The organism is Vreelandella sp. 2A-K22, from assembly GCF_054065485.1.
Map to the genome: position 1 here is coordinate 123,141 of NZ_JBSUGC010000009.1, position 15,948 is coordinate 139,088.

Annotated in this window: 14 protein-coding genes; 9 read left to right on the forward strand and 5 right to left on the reverse strand. The window is 56.6% G+C overall.

Features of this window, described 5'->3' with window-relative positions; translation table 11 throughout:
- Positions 1 to 3: 3 nt before the first annotated feature.
- Both menD and menH read left to right on the forward strand, forming a co-directional pair.
- Positions 4 to 1,755, forward strand: coding sequence for a 2-succinyl-5-enolpyruvyl-6-hydroxy-3-cyclohexene-1-carboxylic-acid synthase (gene menD / locus ACW17M_RS13725; protein WP_457547631.1), 1,752 nt, complete (start codon positions 4 to 6; stop codon positions 1,753 to 1,755).
- Entirely contained in the window at positions 1,745 to 2,497 is a 753-nt protein-coding gene (menH, locus tag ACW17M_RS13730; RefSeq protein WP_457547632.1) for a 2-succinyl-6-hydroxy-2,4-cyclohexadiene-1-carboxylate synthase, read from the forward strand. Before menD ends, menH begins: the two co-directional genes overlap by 11 nt.
- A gap of 6 nt (positions 2,498 to 2,503) precedes the next feature.
- Here menH and ACW17M_RS13735 read toward each other — a convergent pair whose 3' ends face one another.
- The gene (locus ACW17M_RS13735; RefSeq protein WP_457547633.1) at positions 2,504 to 3,973 is read right to left on the reverse strand and encodes an anion permease; all 1,470 of its coding nucleotides are present in this window, start codon (positions 3,971 to 3,973) and stop codon (positions 2,504 to 2,506) included.
- Between the two features lie 265 nt (positions 3,974 to 4,238).
- Here ACW17M_RS13735 and frdA point away from each other — a divergent pair, with 265 nt between their 5' ends.
- From frdA to menE, 7 genes are read left to right on the forward strand one after another with little or no spacing between them, the layout of a single operon-like run.
- A complete protein-coding gene (gene frdA, locus ACW17M_RS13740; protein ID WP_457547634.1) occupies positions 4,239 to 6,026 on the forward strand; it encodes a fumarate reductase (quinol) flavoprotein subunit in 1,788 nt (595 codons plus the stop codon).
- Positions 6,023 to 6,775 (forward strand): succinate dehydrogenase/fumarate reductase iron-sulfur subunit, encoded by a 753-nt coding sequence (locus ACW17M_RS13745; protein ID WP_009285922.1) that lies wholly within the window; start codon positions 6,023 to 6,025, stop codon positions 6,773 to 6,775. Before frdA ends, ACW17M_RS13745 begins: the two co-directional genes overlap by 4 nt.
- Positions 6,776 to 6,787: 12 nt before the next feature.
- The gene (locus ACW17M_RS13750; protein ID WP_041158705.1) at positions 6,788 to 7,183 is read left to right on the forward strand and encodes a fumarate reductase; all 396 of its coding nucleotides are present in this window, start codon (positions 6,788 to 6,790) and stop codon (positions 7,181 to 7,183) included.
- Between the two features lie 17 nt (positions 7,184 to 7,200).
- Positions 7,201 to 7,581 (forward strand): fumarate reductase subunit FrdD, encoded by a 381-nt coding sequence (gene frdD / locus ACW17M_RS13755; RefSeq protein ID WP_457547635.1) that lies wholly within the window; start codon positions 7,201 to 7,203, stop codon positions 7,579 to 7,581.
- A gap of 47 nt (positions 7,582 to 7,628) precedes the next feature.
- Entirely contained in the window at positions 7,629 to 8,489 is an 861-nt protein-coding gene (gene menB, locus ACW17M_RS13760; RefSeq protein WP_230803392.1) for a 1,4-dihydroxy-2-naphthoyl-CoA synthase, read from the forward strand.
- A complete protein-coding gene (menC, locus tag ACW17M_RS13765) occupies positions 8,489 to 9,433 on the forward strand; it encodes an o-succinylbenzoate synthase (RefSeq protein ID WP_457547636.1) in 945 nt (314 codons plus the stop codon). The genes menB and menC overlap by 1 nt, the downstream gene beginning before the upstream one ends.
- The gene (menE, locus tag ACW17M_RS13770; RefSeq protein WP_457547637.1) at positions 9,430 to 10,824 is read left to right on the forward strand and encodes an o-succinylbenzoate--CoA ligase; all 1,395 of its coding nucleotides are present in this window, start codon (positions 9,430 to 9,432) and stop codon (positions 10,822 to 10,824) included. Before menC ends, menE begins: the two co-directional genes overlap by 4 nt.
- Before the next feature lie 13 nt (positions 10,825 to 10,837).
- Here the strand turns inward: menE and ACW17M_RS13775 are convergent, their stop codons facing one another.
- The 4 genes from ACW17M_RS13775 to ACW17M_RS13790 are packed head-to-tail and all read right to left on the reverse strand — an operon-like array spanning position 10,838 to position 15,938.
- Positions 10,838 to 12,238: an amidase gene (locus ACW17M_RS13775; RefSeq protein ID WP_457547638.1), complete on the reverse strand. Its 1,401-nt coding sequence runs from the start codon at positions 12,236 to 12,238 to the stop codon at positions 10,838 to 10,840.
- 2 nt (positions 12,239 to 12,240) lie between these two features.
- A complete protein-coding gene (locus ACW17M_RS13780) occupies positions 12,241 to 13,530 on the reverse strand; it encodes a Zn-dependent hydrolase (RefSeq protein ID WP_457547639.1) in 1,290 nt (429 codons plus the stop codon).
- An 18-nt stretch (positions 13,531 to 13,548) separates the two neighbouring features.
- Positions 13,549 to 14,403, reverse strand: a complete 855-nt coding sequence (locus tag ACW17M_RS13785; protein ID WP_039857328.1) for a FadR/GntR family transcriptional regulator — start codon at positions 14,401 to 14,403, stop codon at positions 13,549 to 13,551.
- An 11-nt stretch (positions 14,404 to 14,414) separates the two neighbouring features.
- The gene (locus ACW17M_RS13790; protein WP_457547640.1) at positions 14,415 to 15,938 is read right to left on the reverse strand and encodes a sodium:solute symporter family protein; all 1,524 of its coding nucleotides are present in this window, start codon (positions 15,936 to 15,938) and stop codon (positions 14,415 to 14,417) included.
- Between the last annotated feature and the right edge of the window lie 10 nt (positions 15,939 to 15,948).

Consider the following 15,948-nt stretch of genomic DNA (forward strand, 5'->3'; position numbering starts at 1 on the left):
TAGATGACAGCACTGACATCGGACGGTTTTGTGAAGAGTGGTTTTATGGAAGAGTACGCCACCTTTAATCATATATGGGCGGCACTAATACTGGAGGAACTCTACCGCTTAGGCGTGCGCGATGTAGTCCTGGCGCCAGGCTCCCGTTCATCGCCTTTGACTATGTCCGCCAGCGAGCATGCCGGGCTGCGCTGCCACTGCCATTTTGACGAGCGTGGACTGGGGTTTATGGCGCTGGGCATTGCCCGGGGCAGTCAGCGCCCGGTCGTTATTATCACTACCTCAGGCACTGCCGTGGCCAACCTTTACCCGACGGTGGTGGAAGCAAATTTACTCGGCGTCCCGCTTATTGTGCTCTCTGCCGACCGCCCTATTGAACTGCTGGGTAACGGCAGCAATCAGGCGATTGATCAGCGGGATATATTCTCCCGCCACACCATTGTTCACCACGACCTGCCGCCGCCGGATGCTGAGATAAAAGCAGCGTTTCTACTCAGTACTGTTGATCAAGCTGTTGATCAGCAACGCCGTATGCCCGGGCCGATTCACATTAATTGCCGTTATCGCGAACCGCTTTACCCCGGCAACTGCCTGGTGGATACCGGTGATTATCTCGCCCCGCTAAGGGACTGGCTGACGACTTCAAAACCGTGGAGTGATTGGTCATTCAGTACTGCGGTTCCAGCGCTCAACAACGAGTGGGTAACGTTTGCCCAGCAGCGTGGCCTGATTGTGGTTGGCAGGGTTGATGACTCCCAGCAGGCGCAGCAGATTGTTGAGCTATCCAAGCAGTTGGGTTGGCCGCTACTGGCCGACATACAGAGCCAAATTCATTTTGACCCTCAAAATCTGATTCACTTTGATCTAGCGCTGAATGATGAGCGTTTCTGCGCTGAACTCGCCAAAGCCGAGGTACTGCTGCAGTTTGGTGGTCGGTTAATTTCGAAACGGCTAACGCAATTTATTGCCCAACAACCGTGGCAGGATGCCTGGTTGGTTGATCCGCTGCCCCAGCGGTTGGATCCCGACTACTGTGTTAAGCGCCGTTTGATATGCTCGCCCGCCGACTTTATAGCCGCTTTGCCAACGATACCTGAACAACCTCCCTGCCATCAGCTGGCCAGCCTCCAACGACGCACTAGTCAGCTTGTGGAAGAGCGCTGTACAGCATTCTCAGAGTTGGGTGTTTGTCACCTTTTAGCGCAGTTGGCTGAAGGGCAGTTGTTTATAGGCAATAGCCTGCCCGCGCGGCTAATGAATATGCTGGGTACGCATCGCCAAACGCCGGTACGGGTATTTGCCAATCGCGGGTCTTCCGGTATTGATGGTCTTATTGCCACGGCTTACGGCCTCAGTTGCACATGCTCAGAGCCGACTACTATTGTGCTGGGGGATACCAGCGCACTGCATGATCTCAACAGCTTGGCGCTGTTAAAGCAGGCCACGCAGCCTCTGGTGGTGGTTATCCTCAATAACGATGGTGGCAGTATTTTCCATATGCTGCCGGTGCCTAAAGAAGACGATCTGCTGGAGCGCTATTATCGCCAGCCCCACGGCTTGCACTTCGAGCATGCGGCGAAGATGTTTGGGCTTGGCTACTTCGCGCCAGAGTCACTGGATGCCTTTATGGCGGCCTACACTCAGGCTTTGCAGGCGGGCGTTACGTTGATTGAGATTAACGTGCCCCATCAGCAGGTGGCCAATGATCTCAAGCATCTTGGCGCAGCGATTCGAGGGGAGCCGCGTGAGCAGTAAACCTCAGGCGCCGACTCTGGTAATGCTCCACGGTCTGTTGGGCGATGCTCAGGACTGGGGTGAGGTCATCGCTGACTTGGAAGGCATCAACTCCCTCGCGCTGGATTTACCCGGCCACGGCCAGAATCACCACGTGCAGGTAGGCTCTTTTGAGGCCTTTCACCGCTGGCTTGGCGATACACTGATAACTCACGGTGTTCGCCATTACTGCCTACTGGGTTACTCCCTGGGCGGGCGCTTGGCGCTGTACCATGCCAGCCGTCAGCCACCGGGGCTGGAAGCACTCTGGCTGGAGAGTGCCCACCCAGGGCTGCCCGCCAGTGAGCGCTCTGCCCGAATTGCGCACGATGAGCACTGGGCAACACGCTTCGAGCAGGAACCATTGGAAAACGTACTTGCCGACTGGTACCAGCAGCCGGTGTTCGCCGACTTAACCGAGGTTCAGCGCGGTCGGCAGATTCAACGTCGGCTAGCGAATCATGGGCCAGCTATTGCCAGCATGCTGCAATCAACTTCCTTGGGTCAACAGCCTACGCTTTGGCAGTGGCTGGAAAGCACCTCGCTACCGGTGGGGTACTTTTCGGGGCAGCGGGACATCAAGTTCCACACTCTGGCGTCTCATCTGGCAACAATGGCCCCGCGCCTGCGCCATATCACGCTGGAAGGGGGCCACAATCTTCATGCTGAGCAACCTGAGATGATTGCTCAGCAGCTCAATGCCTGGTATCGCACGCTAGGCTAATGTTTATCAGCTGATCACCATTAACCAGGGCAGGCCGACCACCAGCCAAATTACCAGAAATAGCAGCCCGAAGATCGCCCCTAGGCGCCAAAATAGCGCGCTGGGCAGGTAGCCGCTGCCGTAGTAAACCGGGCTTGGCCCTGTGCCGTAGGGGGTCAGAATGCCCATAAAGCCAAGTGTGGGTAGCAGTAGCAGAACAAACATCTGCATATCCAGACCGACAATGCCTGATGCCGCTGCCAGAATCACCGGTAGCAAGGCGGTAACGTGGGCAGTAACACTGGCAAAGAAGTAGTGCAGTAGATAGAAAATGACCACCAGCGCCACCATGGCCATTAGGGGGTTGAAGTGGCTTATTTGCCCGCCAACCACATTGCCAAACCAGTTAACGAAGCCGACTTGGCTGAGCCCGCCCGCTAGTGCCACCAGGGTGGCAAACCATACAAAGGTATTCCAGGCTGCTCGGTTATCGAGAATATCGCTCCAGGTCACAATGCCGGTTAACAGCATGCCGCAGATCACCACCAAGCCTACCAGCGACCCAGAGATAATATCGCCCGCAAAAATCCATAGCAGCAGGGCGGTGACCACCATAATGACCAGCATTATTTCATGGCGGGTCAGTGCTCCCAGCTTGGTTAACTCTTGCCCCGCCCAGTCGGAGATTTCATTCCCCGCTTTCACTTCGGGCGCGCATAGCCAGTAGCTCAGCAGCGGCACCAGCAGGAGCAGCAGAATGCCGACAGGTGCTACTGCCATAAACCACTGCCCCCAGTTGATATGAATACCTGTCGCGCTCTCGGTTAGCGCGATCGCCAATAGATTGGGCGCCAGAGCGGTCAAAAATAGCGAACTGGTCACACAGGTGGAAGCCAGCGCGGTCCACATCAAAAAGCTGCCCATGCGCTTCATGCTGGGGTCATTGGGGTGCGAATCGTAAAGCGGCGGCAGGTTGCGAATCACGGGGTAGATCGTGCCTGCGCTACGTGCGGTGTTCGAGGGCGTAAACGGCGCCAGAATGCCATCGGCAATCATCACCGCGTAGCCAAGAGTCAACGTACGTTTTCCCATTGCCTTGACCAGCCAAAGCGATATTCGCCTGCCGAGTCCGGTTTTTTCATACCCCAAGGCAAACATAAATGCGCCGAAAATCAGCCATACGGTGGAATTGGTAAAGCCCGACACCGCCCATGAGAATGCTTGGTTAGCAGCACTGAATCCGTCAGTCGCCAGTTGCTCCGGAGAGAACAGCACCCACCGGGAAAGTAGTGCCACCAGGGTAACGCCGACCAGGCCCACCACTGCGCCCGGCAATGGTTCAAGAATAAGGCCAACCACACAGCCGAGGAAAATGGCGAAAAAGTACCACGCATGAGGCGCAAGCCCCAGGGGAGTGGGTATCAGCGCGACGATGATAGCAACTGCTAGCGGCGCTAACAGTTTCCATCGCGGTGAGGGTTGAGCATCGGTCGTCATGCGGCACCTCTCTTCAGTGTTGGTAGTGTGCTCTTTTTGCTTGGTGGGCAGTGGTCTGCCCGGCAGTGAGTGATTTGAAGAGTAGGCGGTGCAGCACTAGGGTAAAAGTGATGCTAGCTCGATTCCTCCCTTTCTTGATGTACATCAATAGTCCTTTGGACTAATGAACAGGGCCTTCCCCTTGTATGGTAAGTTCGAATAGACAAGACGGCAGCGCAGATTGCCGCCAGTACCACCTTTGACTTGGCTAATGAAGGGGCTTTTCATGCAACAGCGAGATTTTGATATCGTCATTGTTGGTGGGGGTGGTGCAGGCTTACGCGCTGCTATCGGGGCTGCCGAGCAGGCCAAAGAGCAGGGCACTCCCCAGCGCATAGCGCTGATGTCCAAGGTTTACCCCATGCGTTCCCATACCGTGGCGGCTGAAGGTGGCGCTGCCGCCGTCACCAGTGCCGAAGATTCCCACCAAGCGCATTTCGACGACACGGTGTCAGGCGGTGACTGGCTGGTTGAGCAGGGCGTCGTCGACTACTTTGTTCATCACGCTTATCAAGAATTGGTGCAGATGGAGCGCTGGGGCTGCCCCTGGAGCCGTAAAGGCGATGGCCAAGTGCAGGTGCGCCGCTTCGGGGGCATGAAAACCGCACGCACCTGGTTTGCGGCCGACAAAACCGGCTTTCATATGCTCCACACCCTGTTTCAGACCTCGCTGAAGTACCCAGAGATTGAGCGTTTTGATGAGTTCTTTGTGCTCGATCTGGCGGTACACGAAGGTGCGGTTATTGGCGTTATAGCCCTGCAGATCGCTACCGGTGAACTGACCCTGCTGCGCGCTAAAGCGGTGATTCTCGCTACCGGCGGCGCAGGGCGCTTGTTCCGCTTCAATACCAACGCGGGAATTGTCACCGGCGACGGCATGGCGATGGCCTATCGTCACGGTGTGGCGTTGCGGGATATGGAGTTTGTCCAGTACCACCCCACCGGCCTGCCCGGTTCTGGCATTTTGATTACCGAAGCGTGCCGGGGCGAAGGCGGCATTCTGCTCAATAAAGAGGGCTACCGCTATCTGCAGGATTACGGCCTGGGCCCAGAAACCCCGTTGGGCAAGCCGGAAAACAAATACATGGAGCTGGGACCACGGGACAAACTCTCCCAGGCCTTCTGGCAAGAGCAGCAGGCGGGCCGCACCGGAAAGTTTGGCGACAGCGACGTTGTTTATCTTGACCTACGCCACTTGGGTGAAAAGTACATTTTGGAGCGCCTGCCGTTTATCTGTGAACTGGCTAAATCCTATATCAATGTTGATCCGGTGAAAGACCCCATTCCCATTCGCCCGGCGGTTCACTACACCATGGGTGGGATTGAGACCGACCCTCAGTGCGAAACCTCCATTGCCGGGCTTTACGCCGCCGGGGAGTGTGCTTCAGTTGGTTTGCACGGTGCCAACCGCCTGGGCTCCAACTCGCTGACCGAGCTGCTGGTATTTGGCCGCTTAGCCGGTGAACAAGCGAGCCAGCGAGCGGCCAAAACCGAGTGGGCTGATGAGCGCTTGCTGGAAGCCCAGGGCGATCGCCAACAAGCCAAGCTGTTGCGGCTCTGTGACGGAACCGAGGGGGCAGAGAATTGGGTAGCACTCAAGCACGCCATGGTGCAAGCCATGGAGAGTGGCTGCGGTATTTACCGCACTGAAGAGGGCATGCGCCATTCGCTGGGTACCATGCGTCAGCTACGTGAGCGCTTTAATAAGGTTCGCGTTAATGATACCAGCAAGATATTCAATACCGAGCTACTGGAATGTCTTGAATTGGAGTGTGGCCTGGATATTGCCGAAGCCTCTTGCTTAGGGGCGCTTGAACGTCGTGAATCCCGTGGTGCCCATCAGCGCCTGGATGAAGGTATGCAGAAACGCGACGACGTTAACTACCTCAAGCACAGCCAAGTGTTTTATCAAGGCGATGCCCATGCCGAGCTACACTGGCAGGATGTCGATGTGCGGTTTTCCGCCCCGGCGGAGCGGGCTTATGGCGATGCGGGCAAGGGGGGCAAGGCATGAACACCCAGCAGATCAGCACCAAACAAATCAGCGTTAAACGCTATTTGCCAGACAGTTCGGCTGAGTCCTACTGGCAGCAGTACGAACTGCCGGTGGACGACAGCACCTCTTTGCTGGATGCCCTCAACCACATTAAAGAACAGCTCGATAGCACGCTGAGCTACCGCTGGTCGTGCCGGATGGCGATTTGCGGCTCCTGCGGGGTCATGGTGAATGGCATTCCCAAGCTCGGCTGCAAAACCTTCCTGCGCGATTATGAAGGCGAGATCCGCATCGAGCCGCTATCCCACTTCCCGGTGCAGCGGGATTTGGTGGTGGATATGGAGATATTCCTTGAGCACCTGGCCGCGGTTAAGCCCTACCTGATTGATGACAACCCGGTAAAACCGTATGACCCCCAGGCGCCGGAAACCTATCAGCAGTCCCCTGAGCAGCTCGCCCGCTATAAGCAGTTCGCTAACTGCATTAATTGTGGCCTCTGCTACTCGGCCTGCCCGCAGTTTGGCTTGAATCCTGAGTTCCTTGGCCCGGCGGCGCTAACGCTGGCCCACCGCTACAATCTGGATAGCCGCGACCACGGCAAGAAGCAGCGCATGGCCGAACTTAACCGCCACGAAGGCGTTTGGAGCTGCACCTTTGTGGGCTTCTGCTCCAAGGTATGCCCCAAACACGTTGACCCCGCCGCTGCGGTCAATCAGGGCAAGGTCGAAGCGGCCAAACACACACTCATTGCGCTGTTTAAAGGGTAGGGGAGGAACGTCATGGATAAATCATCATCGCAACGCCTGCCGCCACTGAAACGCAACTGGTGGCTGAAACACCGCTTTTTTAAACTCTACATGCTGCGCGAAGCCACTGTGCTGCCGCTGGTGTTTTTCACGCTCTGCTTACTCGCCGGTATGGTTGCTCTTCTTCAAGGGGCAGAAAGCTGGCAGGGGTGGATCGCCTTTATGGGCTCCCCCATCGTATTAGTGCTGAATCTTCTAGCGCTGGCCGCCAGCCTGTTTCACGCCGCCACCTTCTTTGTGCTGTTCCCACGGGTAATGCCGCTGCGTATCGCCGGGCATAGCTTGCCTGATCAGGCCATTGTTGCTGGTCAGTGGGCAGGGGTAGTGGCGGTCGCACTGCTGTTTATCTGGCTATTCGGGAGGGCGTAATTATGGAAAAACTAGCCATGAATAAACACAACACTCAGCATAAACAAGCCTTTGATGAGCCGCTCTGGTGGGGGCTGTTTAGCGCGGGTGGCGTCTGTTTTGCCGTCGTTCTACCTGCTGTGATTCTCTTTATCGCCGTTCTACTGCCCCTTGGCCTGCTGCCTGCCGAGGCGCTGAGCTATGAGCGGGCATCGGCACTGCTGTTCAGCGTACCGGGCTTTCTGTTTGTGGGGGCGGTAGTTTGCTTGCCGCTTTTTCATGCCGCCCACCGCCTACGCCATGGGATGTTTGATATCAGCGTGGGCAATGACATACTCAATAAAAAGCTAATGTACGGTGGTGCTGCGCTGTTAAGCATTGTGGCGCTGGGTCTAGTCGTCACAGGCATGCTGGGTTAAACGGCTCGCTGTAAGCATTTCGCCCTAACAGATAAGAAGAGACAGGCATGATCAAAGGACTCACTGAAACGGAACTCTATGCGCCGGTAGAGTGGCAGGATCGCTCCGATGGCTATCAGGATATTTTGTACCACACCACTGCCGATGGCATTGCGCGAATCACTATCAACCGGCCCGAGGTGCGCAACGCCTTTCGCCCGCTGACGGTTAGTGAAATGGCCCAAGCGCTGAATCGCGCCCGCCACGACAGCTCTATAGGCGCCATTCTGCTCACTGGCTCAGGCGACAAAGCGTTCTGTTCCGGCGGTGACCAGCGCATTCGCGGTGACTATGGCGGCTACCAGGATGAAGAGGGCACCCACCACCTCAACGTACTCGATTTCCAACGCGATATTCGTACCTGCCCTAAACCGGTAGTGGCGATGGTGGCGGGCTACGCCATTGGCGGCGGCCATGTGCTGCATCTAATGTGCGATCTGACCATTGCCGCCGACAACGCGATTTTTGGCCAAACGGGCCCCAAAGTAGGCTCTTTTGATGGCGGCTACGGCGCCTCGTATATGGCGCGCATTGTGGGCCAGAAAAAGGCCCGGGAGATCTGGTTTCTGTGCCGTCAATATAGCGCCGCCCAAGCGCTGGAAATGGGGCTGGTCAATCACGTGGTGCCGCTGGAGAGGCTTGAAAAAGAGAGCGTGCGCTGGTGCCGGGAAATGCTACAGCACAGCCCCATGGCGCTGCGCTGCCTAAAAGCTGCGCTCAATGCTGACTGCGACGGCCAGGCCGGGCTGCAGGAGCTGGCGGGCAATGCCACCATGCTCTACTACATGACCGAAGAGGGACAGGAGGGTCGTAACGCCTTTAATGAAAAGCGCCGCCCAGATTTCTCCCGCTACCCGCGTAACCCTTAATGCAGCTGGCGCTCTACCGCTACTCCCTCCCGTTCCGTCAGCCGCTAATGTTTAAAAGAGAGCGGTTGGCGAACAGAGAAGGGCTGTTAGTTTCCATTAACGGACAGTGGGGTGAGATTGCCCCGCTACCTGGCTTCTCAACGGAAACCCTGGCGGAAGCTGAAGCTGAAAGTTTGGCCTGTTTGGCTGCTTTGAGCCGAGGTGAAATAGTCTCCCCAATGCTGCCATCGGTGCAGTTTGGGCTCGACTGCGCCCAACGCTCTTGGCCGCTCAATCTTCCTGCGCCTTTACCGCCCTATCCACTGCTCCAGGGCTCACCTACCGCGCTGATCCAGTCTCTTCCAACCGCCGATTGGCAAGCGTCGCCACCGTCTCGGCTTAAGCTAAAGGTGGCGCGCTACGCCATGGAAGAGGAGCTGGCGCTGATCGAGCAGCTTGCCGCCTGGCTGCCGACGACCAAGCTGATTTTGGATGCCAACGGCGGCTGGACGCGGGAAGAAGCCCAGCGCTTCAGTGAGCGCCTACCCCTAGAACAAATCGACTACCTGGAAGAGCCCTGCGCTGGCTTTGCTGACACTATCGCCGTTGCAGAAGCCACGGGGGTGGCCGTTGCCCTGGATGAAACGCTATCGCGCAGGGATGAGTGGAGCTATCACCCGCAGCTTAAAGCCCTAGTAATCAAACCCACGCTGGTCGGCTCGCTAAGCGCCTGCGAGGCACTCGTTCAACGGGCACGGGCGAGCAATCTTCGCGTGGTGATTTCCTCCAGCTTTGAGTCCGATCTGGGTCTTAGGCTGTTGAGTCGGCTGGCCAGCGAGTGGGCGCCCCATGAGCCGCCGGGACTGGATACGGGCCATTGGCTCACCAGGCGCGTTACTGACGCTGCTGGTTTAGTGATGACAGAAAACCTGCTCTGCCTCTCTAAAATGGAAAATTTAGCGTGATAGATACCTGCCCCATTTACTACTGGGCTAACGAGACCCCTGAGCATATCGCCATAGAGGCAGGCTCGGTAAAGCTAAGTTATCAAACGCTTAATCGCCGCGTAGCGTCTCTAGCGCAGCAACTGGCTCGGAAAGGCTTTGTGCCAGGTGATCGGCTAGTGGTTCCTGCAAAAGGCTCGCTTGAGTCCTTGCTGCTCGCGTGGGCCTGCCTGCGGGCCGGGGTTGTTTTCTGCCCGCTTAACCCAGCGTTCCCTATTGCTCAGCAGCTCAATTTAGCTGAGCGCTTGCAGGCTGGCCGCGTTTGCCAAACGGAAAGCGACACTGATTACTCCTCACAGCTCACGCCGATTACCCTCGATTTCCTGGCGGAAGCTGGCTCAGGTGAGCCGCCAGCGCTCAATGGCAATCAGCTGTGCAACACGATTTTTACCTCCGGCTCCAGCGGTACGCCCAAGGCGGTGCTGCATCGTGTGGCCAATCATTTAGCCTCCGCCCGCGGTTCGGCGTCGTTTATTCCCGTTGATCAAAACAGTGGCTGGCTGTTGTCGCTGCCACTGTTTCATATCGGTGGCTACGCTATTCCGTTCCGCGTTTTTCTTGCTGGTGGGCGGGTGATTCTCGATGACGATCCGCAAACGCTTCCCGCGCGCCTTGAACAGCAGTCAATCACCCACCTTTCACTGGTGCCTACTCAGCTGTGGCGACTGCTGAAAGCGGGCTTTACGCCCCCGCGCACGCAACTGCGCGAGCTGCTACTGGGCGGCGCGGCCATTCCCGCGCCGCTGGTGGCAAAGATGACCTCCTTGGGGCTGACGCCGAAGGTTAGCTATGGGCTATCCGAGATGGCCAGCCAAGTTTGCACCGGCATACCCACCTCGCCGGGCGTTGTCGGTAGGCCGCTGCCAAGCCGTGAAGTGAGGGTGGTTGAGGGTGAGATACAGGTACGCGGCGAAACCTTGTTTTGCGGTTATTTGAATAAGGGCGAGATTGATCCAGCCCTCAACGACGAAGGCTGGTTTGCCACCCGCGACAAGGGCCACTTCAATGCGGAAGGCGCGCTGGTGGTGGAAGGGCGGCTCGATAATGGCTTTATCTCCGGTGGCGAGAATATCCAGCCAGAAAGCATCGAACAGCGGTTGGTCGACCACCCCCACATCGCCCAGGCGTTGGTTGTAGCAGTGCCCCACCCCGAGTGGGGCGAGCGCCCGGTGGCGTTTATCGATTGGCACGGTGAGGCCGTCCAAGAGCAGGCGCTAAACACCTGGGTTCGCGAAGCACTGCCTGGCTTTATGGTACCCGATACCTGGCTGGCCTGGCCGCTAGGGGTGGGCTTTAAACCCTCCCGTAAACAGTTTGCTGAGCTGGCGCGAAAACAGTTGGTTTATAAGTAGCCAGCTAGTGTGGTTATGCTATTCCTGGTGGTGTCAGTGGCGGCAAGTAGCGCTCCAGCAGTTGGGCAGCATGTAATACCTTAAGGTCTTGATATTTGTCTGCTACAAGGTGCAAGCCTACCGGCAGCCCCTGGTTATCCAGCCCGCAAGGCAGTGATGCGGCGGGCTGTTGGGTAAGGTTGAAGGGATAGCTAAACGGCGTCCAGTCCATCCAGTCTTTATAGCGCTCGCCCGGTGGCACGTTGTGGCCCGCGGCAAAGGGCGCAATGGGCATCGTAGGCGTGACCAGCAAATCATAGCGCTGATGAAACTCCGCCATCTGCGCCGTTAATTCGCTGCGCTCACGCCGGGCGGCGAGGTAGGCGGAAAGCGATACATCCTGCCCGCGCCGTGCGATATCCAGAAACCCAGGGTCGAGTGCTGCCTGCTGTTGTTCGTTGAGTTTTTCGAGCGCTTGGGTGGCGCCCGCAAACCAGAGCGTATTAAACGTCTTAAGCGGATCACTAAAGCCAGGGTCAATTCGATCTACCGTCGCGCCCAATGCTTCTAAATGGGCCACGGCTTCCTCAACCCGCTGCGCAATATCCGGGGCTACTTCTACATAGCCAAAGTCAGCGCTAAAGGCGATGCGCCAGCCGCGTAGGTCAACAGGGGGTGGCGTTAGCCAGTCCGGCCCAAGTGGGTTGCCGGAATAGCCATCCCGCACATCCGGCTGCGCTATCACGCTAAGCATAAGCGCGCTGTCAGCGGCGGTGCGGGTCATAGGGCCTAAATGAGAAAGCGTACTCATGGTGCTGGCGGGCCACTGAGGCACCCAGCCAAAGGTGGGTTTAATACCAAAGGTACCGGTGAAGCTGCATGGGATGCGAATAGAGCCCCCCGCGTCGCTGCCCTGGTGAAGCATACCAAGGTTAAGTGCAGCGGCAGCCCCTGCACCGCCTGATGATCCTCCTGGCGTTAGTTGGATATTCCAGGGGTTGCGGGTAATGCCGTGTAGCGGGTTATCGGTGACGCCTTTCCAGCCAAACTCCGGCGAGGTAGTCTTGCCGATCACGATAGCCCCGGCGTTGCGTAGATGGCGGCTGATCGGTGCATCCACCTCCCAAGGGCCATCCGGTGACGTGGTTGTCGAGCCCAGCCGTGTAGGCAGGTCTTTGGTTAAGGTTAAATCCTTGATGGTGACAGGTATTCCGTCCAGCGGGCCAAGCGGCGTACCTGCCTGCCAGCACTGTGCAGATTCTGCTGCCAAACGCCGGGCTTCTACCTCGTTCACACAGGTAAACGCATTTACCTTGGGGTTATCGCGGGTAATCCGTGCCAAGCAGTCATCAATCAGAGTTTCTGGCGAGAGAGAACCCTCGCCAAAGCGCGCCAATGCGTCGACTGCCGTGAGTGTTTCAAACGTCTCGGCCATCGTTACTCCCCTGTTCCGCCAACGCTGCTGACGATGCCAGCGGCATTCAGCATGGCGTGGAGCAACACATTGCAGCCTGCGTGGACATGCTCTGGTGTCGCACTTTCGATCTCGTTGTGACTGATGCCATCCTTGCAGGGAATAAAGATCATCGCGGCGGGAGCAACACGGCCGACAAACATCGCATCGTGGCCTGCACCGCTAATGATATCCATATGGGAAAGTTCGAGGTGCTCTGTACTTTGGCGTACTGCGTCCACGCACGCTTTGTCGAAGTATTCAGGGGCGAAATTGGCAGTGGGTTCCAGGTGGTATTCAAGGCCATGGCGCTGGCAAATCTCTTCAACAGCGGCGGCGACTGCCTGACCCATTGTCTCAAGCGCTTCAGGCTCCCAGTGGCGCATATCCAGGGTCATTTTGGCCTGACCGGGAATCACGTTACGCGAACCGGGGTGCAGCGTCATACAGCCCACTGTGCCACGCCCGTGGGGCTGATGATCAAAGGCGATACGGTTGAGCGCTTGGGTGACTTCGGCTGCGCCCATCATGGCATCCCGACGTAGGTTCATCGGTGTAGGGCCAGCGTGGGCTTCAAGCCCTGTCAGGGTTAAATCAAACCACTTCTGTCCAAGCCCACCGATAACCACGCCTATGGTGGTATCGGTATCTTCTAAAATCGGGCCCTGCTCGATGTGTGGTTCAAAGTAGGCCTTGATCTCGCTTGGCGAGACATTATCGCTTCCGCGGTAGTGAATGGCGTCCAGGGCATCGCTTACCGTGACGCCATCGGCGTCGGCGCGCGCCATCATGGCGTCAAACGCCAGCTCGCCGGTGAATACGCCAGAGCCCATCATGCAGGGCGGAAAACGGCAGCCCTCCTCGTTAGTCCAGGCCACGACTTCGATAGGGGATTGGGTGGTGATGTTGTGCTGGTTAAGGGTGCGAATCACTTCCAGGCCGGAGAGTACGCCGAAGCAGCCGTCGTACTTGCCGCCGGTAGGCTGGCTATCCAAGTGGCTGCCTGCCATTACCGCTTTAGCGTTGGGGTCGCTGCCTTCACGGCGGGCAAAAATATTGCCGATATTATCAATCCGTATCGTGCAGCCCTCGGCTCTGCACCACTGGATAAATAGATCACGCCCCTTACGTTCTAGATCGGTAAGCGCCTGACGATTAACGCCGCCTTTAGGGGTGGCGCCCAGCTTGGCCATCTCCATTAATGCTTCCCAGAGGCGGTCACTGTCTGTACGTAGGCTGGTGATATCAGGTGTTGGCGAAACGTAGGTGTTCATCTCAGTATCCTCGCAAGGTTAAACGGACAGGTTTTCCGTTGGTAAATCATGTAGCTTGGAGCGATGGTTCTGAATATTGGGAGAATCATTGCTGATCAGCATTTGCGCGGCCATTTCCGCTTCCAGCGCGCTCATATGGTGCTCGGCATCGGCCATATGTTCGGCCATTACCTGACGCACACGCTGGATATCTTCAGCGCGGTAGGCTTCCACCAACTGGCGGTGGTAGTCCTGATTGGCGTGATCGAACTGCTTGCGTTCGGGAACGTAGGCTTTTTTGATCACCACCAAGTCGCGCAGCATGTCGTTTAAAAACTGGCACATAAACGCGAGCAAAGGGTTGGGGCAGACGCGGGCCAGCAGTTGGTGAAATTCGAGCTCCAAAAAGCGCTGGTGTCGGTGATCCTCTGCATCGCTCGCGCAACAGGCACAGGCCGACATATTGGCTTCCAACTGCTGGAAGTCGTGCTCGGTGAGCTTTCCCACCACTGATGCCGCCAGCTCTACTTCCAACAGTTTGCGCAACTGGTAAACTTGCTTGCCATCCAGTTGCTGGAAATGCAGAAAGTTACGCAGCATACGGCTGGCGGGTTCCATGCCTGGCTGATTAATCACCGCGCCCCCTTTAGGCCCGGTTTTTAAGGTGATCAGCCCCTCAACCTCAAGGATCTTGAGCGCTTCGCGCACAGTGGCCTTGGCGCTACCGTAAAGCTCCATCAGCGCTTTTTCGTTCGGCAGCCGATCACCTTCCCCTAATGACTCGGCGGCAATCCAGCGCTTGATATCATCGCTAATCAGTTCTGCAAGCTTGGGCCGGCGCTTAGCGGCTGAACCAGTGGTTGAAACTGTCTTTGAAACAGGGGATTGAGTCATCAACCCACTCCTTATTTGTAGTTAGCGGCGCTGGTCGTTTCTTGGGTGTATGCAGGCAAGCGTTCGGGGTGGTACTCGGCATCATAGTCGTAGCGTGCCTGGGTAAAGCGTTCTACTACCGCCGTATCACGACGATGCAGCCCATGGCTTAGGCCCACAAACAGCACAGTGTTCAGCAACAGTCCCCAAATACCCGCGTGGTAACCAAAGGGGGCGCTTAGCGGGCCAAAGGTCATCAGTAGTACACAGGCAACACCGGCCCAAAGCCCAGCGAGAGCCGCAGTGGGGTGGGCTTTTTTCCAGGTGATAGCGCCAATGGTAGGAATAACCAGTTGTGCGGTACCTGCCAGCGCAGCAATGCCGATAGTCACCAACACACCGGGAACGGTTAGCGCCATGATATAAGCTGCCAGAGAGAAGCCTACTAACGATAAACGACCGATATAAACGATCCGTGCTTGGCTTGCTTCACGGTTCACATAGCGCTTATAGATATCCATCGTCACTACGGTGGAAACCGCATGAATCTGCGAATTCGCTGTAGACATGGCTGCAGACGCGCCCGCCGCCATAATCAGCGAGGCAAGCAGGTAAGGGGCATACTCCATCAGCATGATGGGCAGAATTTGATCGGGATTTTCTACATTGGGCTCAAGCAGCACGCCGGAGTAGCCAGAGAGTACCGAACCCACATAGGCAAAGGCGGCTAAGCCAAGTAAAAAGGGCATTAAGTTGAACAGCTTGCCATGTTTGACCGAGTACATGCGTAACCAGATTTGTGGGCCCATAAAAGCACCAATAGCCGTAATGGCGAACAGCGAGAACCACATGGGGTATCCCATGGTGCCGTTAGGCCCTGGCATGGTGAGGTGTTCAGGAGATGTTTGCTGAAGCTGGCTAAATAGCGCTGCTGGACCGCCTACTTGGGTGGAAATATAGTAGCCTGCGTACATCATGCCGAAGAACAGCAGAGCTCCATAAATTACGTCGGTCCAGGCGATAGCACGAATGCCGCCAATCCATACGTAGATAATAATAATGAAGTAGAACAGCAGCGCGGCGAGCCAGAAAGGAATCAACCCACCGGAGGCCACTTCAATTAAGTAAGCGCCCCCGGTTAGTTGAATCTGTAAATAAGGCACGGTAAAAATTAGCGTAATTGCCGCAACGGTGATGCGCAGCGCCTCGCTATTATAAAAGTCGCCTATTAAGTCTGAGGGCGTTAAATAGTTAAATCGTTTGCCTAAATACCAAACCCGTTTACCAATCCAGTAATACATAAAGCCAAATAGCAGGTTCCAGGCTAACGCGGTCAGAAATACCGGCCCATTGGTATAGAAGGTGGCATTAGAGCCGAGGAACGCAAACGCACTCCACCATGTCGCCGCCACGGTGAAAAATACCGCAATACTGCCCATGGCGCGACCTTGAACAAAAAAGTCTTCACTGGTTTCTTGCGATTGGCGTGCTGATAGAACCCCCACCATCAAGGGGATAATCATAAATGCCGCAATAATTAATAGACTGCCGGTCATGTTTAATCCC

Excerpts from the sequence above, each read along its gene's own strand:
- menD (WP_457547631.1), top strand. The coding sequence starts at position 4 with ATGACAGCACTGACATCGGACGGTTTTGTGAAGAGTGGTTTTATGGAA.
- ACW17M_RS13735 (WP_457547633.1), bottom strand. The coding sequence starts at position 3,973 with ATGACGACCGATGCTCAACCCTCACCGCGATGGAAACTGTTAGCGCCG.
- frdA (WP_457547634.1), top strand. The coding sequence starts at position 4,239 with ATGCAACAGCGAGATTTTGATATCGTCATTGTTGGTGGGGGTGGTGCA.
- ACW17M_RS13745 (WP_009285922.1), top strand. The coding sequence starts at position 6,023 with ATGAACACCCAGCAGATCAGCACCAAACAAATCAGCGTTAAACGCTAT.
- ACW17M_RS13750 (WP_041158705.1), top strand. The coding sequence starts at position 6,788 with ATGGATAAATCATCATCGCAACGCCTGCCGCCACTGAAACGCAACTGG.
- frdD (WP_457547635.1), top strand. The coding sequence starts at position 7,201 with ATGAATAAACACAACACTCAGCATAAACAAGCCTTTGATGAGCCGCTC.
- menB (WP_230803392.1), top strand. The coding sequence starts at position 7,629 with ATGATCAAAGGACTCACTGAAACGGAACTCTATGCGCCGGTAGAGTGG.
- menC (WP_457547636.1), top strand. The coding sequence starts at position 8,489 with ATGCAGCTGGCGCTCTACCGCTACTCCCTCCCGTTCCGTCAGCCGCTA.
- ACW17M_RS13775 (WP_457547638.1), bottom strand. The coding sequence starts at position 12,238 with ATGGCCGAGACGTTTGAAACACTCACGGCAGTCGACGCATTGGCGCGC.
- ACW17M_RS13780 (WP_457547639.1), bottom strand. The coding sequence starts at position 13,530 with ATGAACACCTACGTTTCGCCAACACCTGATATCACCAGCCTACGTACA.
- ACW17M_RS13785 (WP_039857328.1), bottom strand. The coding sequence starts at position 14,403 with ATGACTCAATCCCCTGTTTCAAAGACAGTTTCAACCACTGGTTCAGCC.
- ACW17M_RS13790 (WP_457547640.1), bottom strand. The coding sequence starts at position 15,938 with ATGACCGGCAGTCTATTAATTATTGCGGCATTTATGATTATCCCCTTG.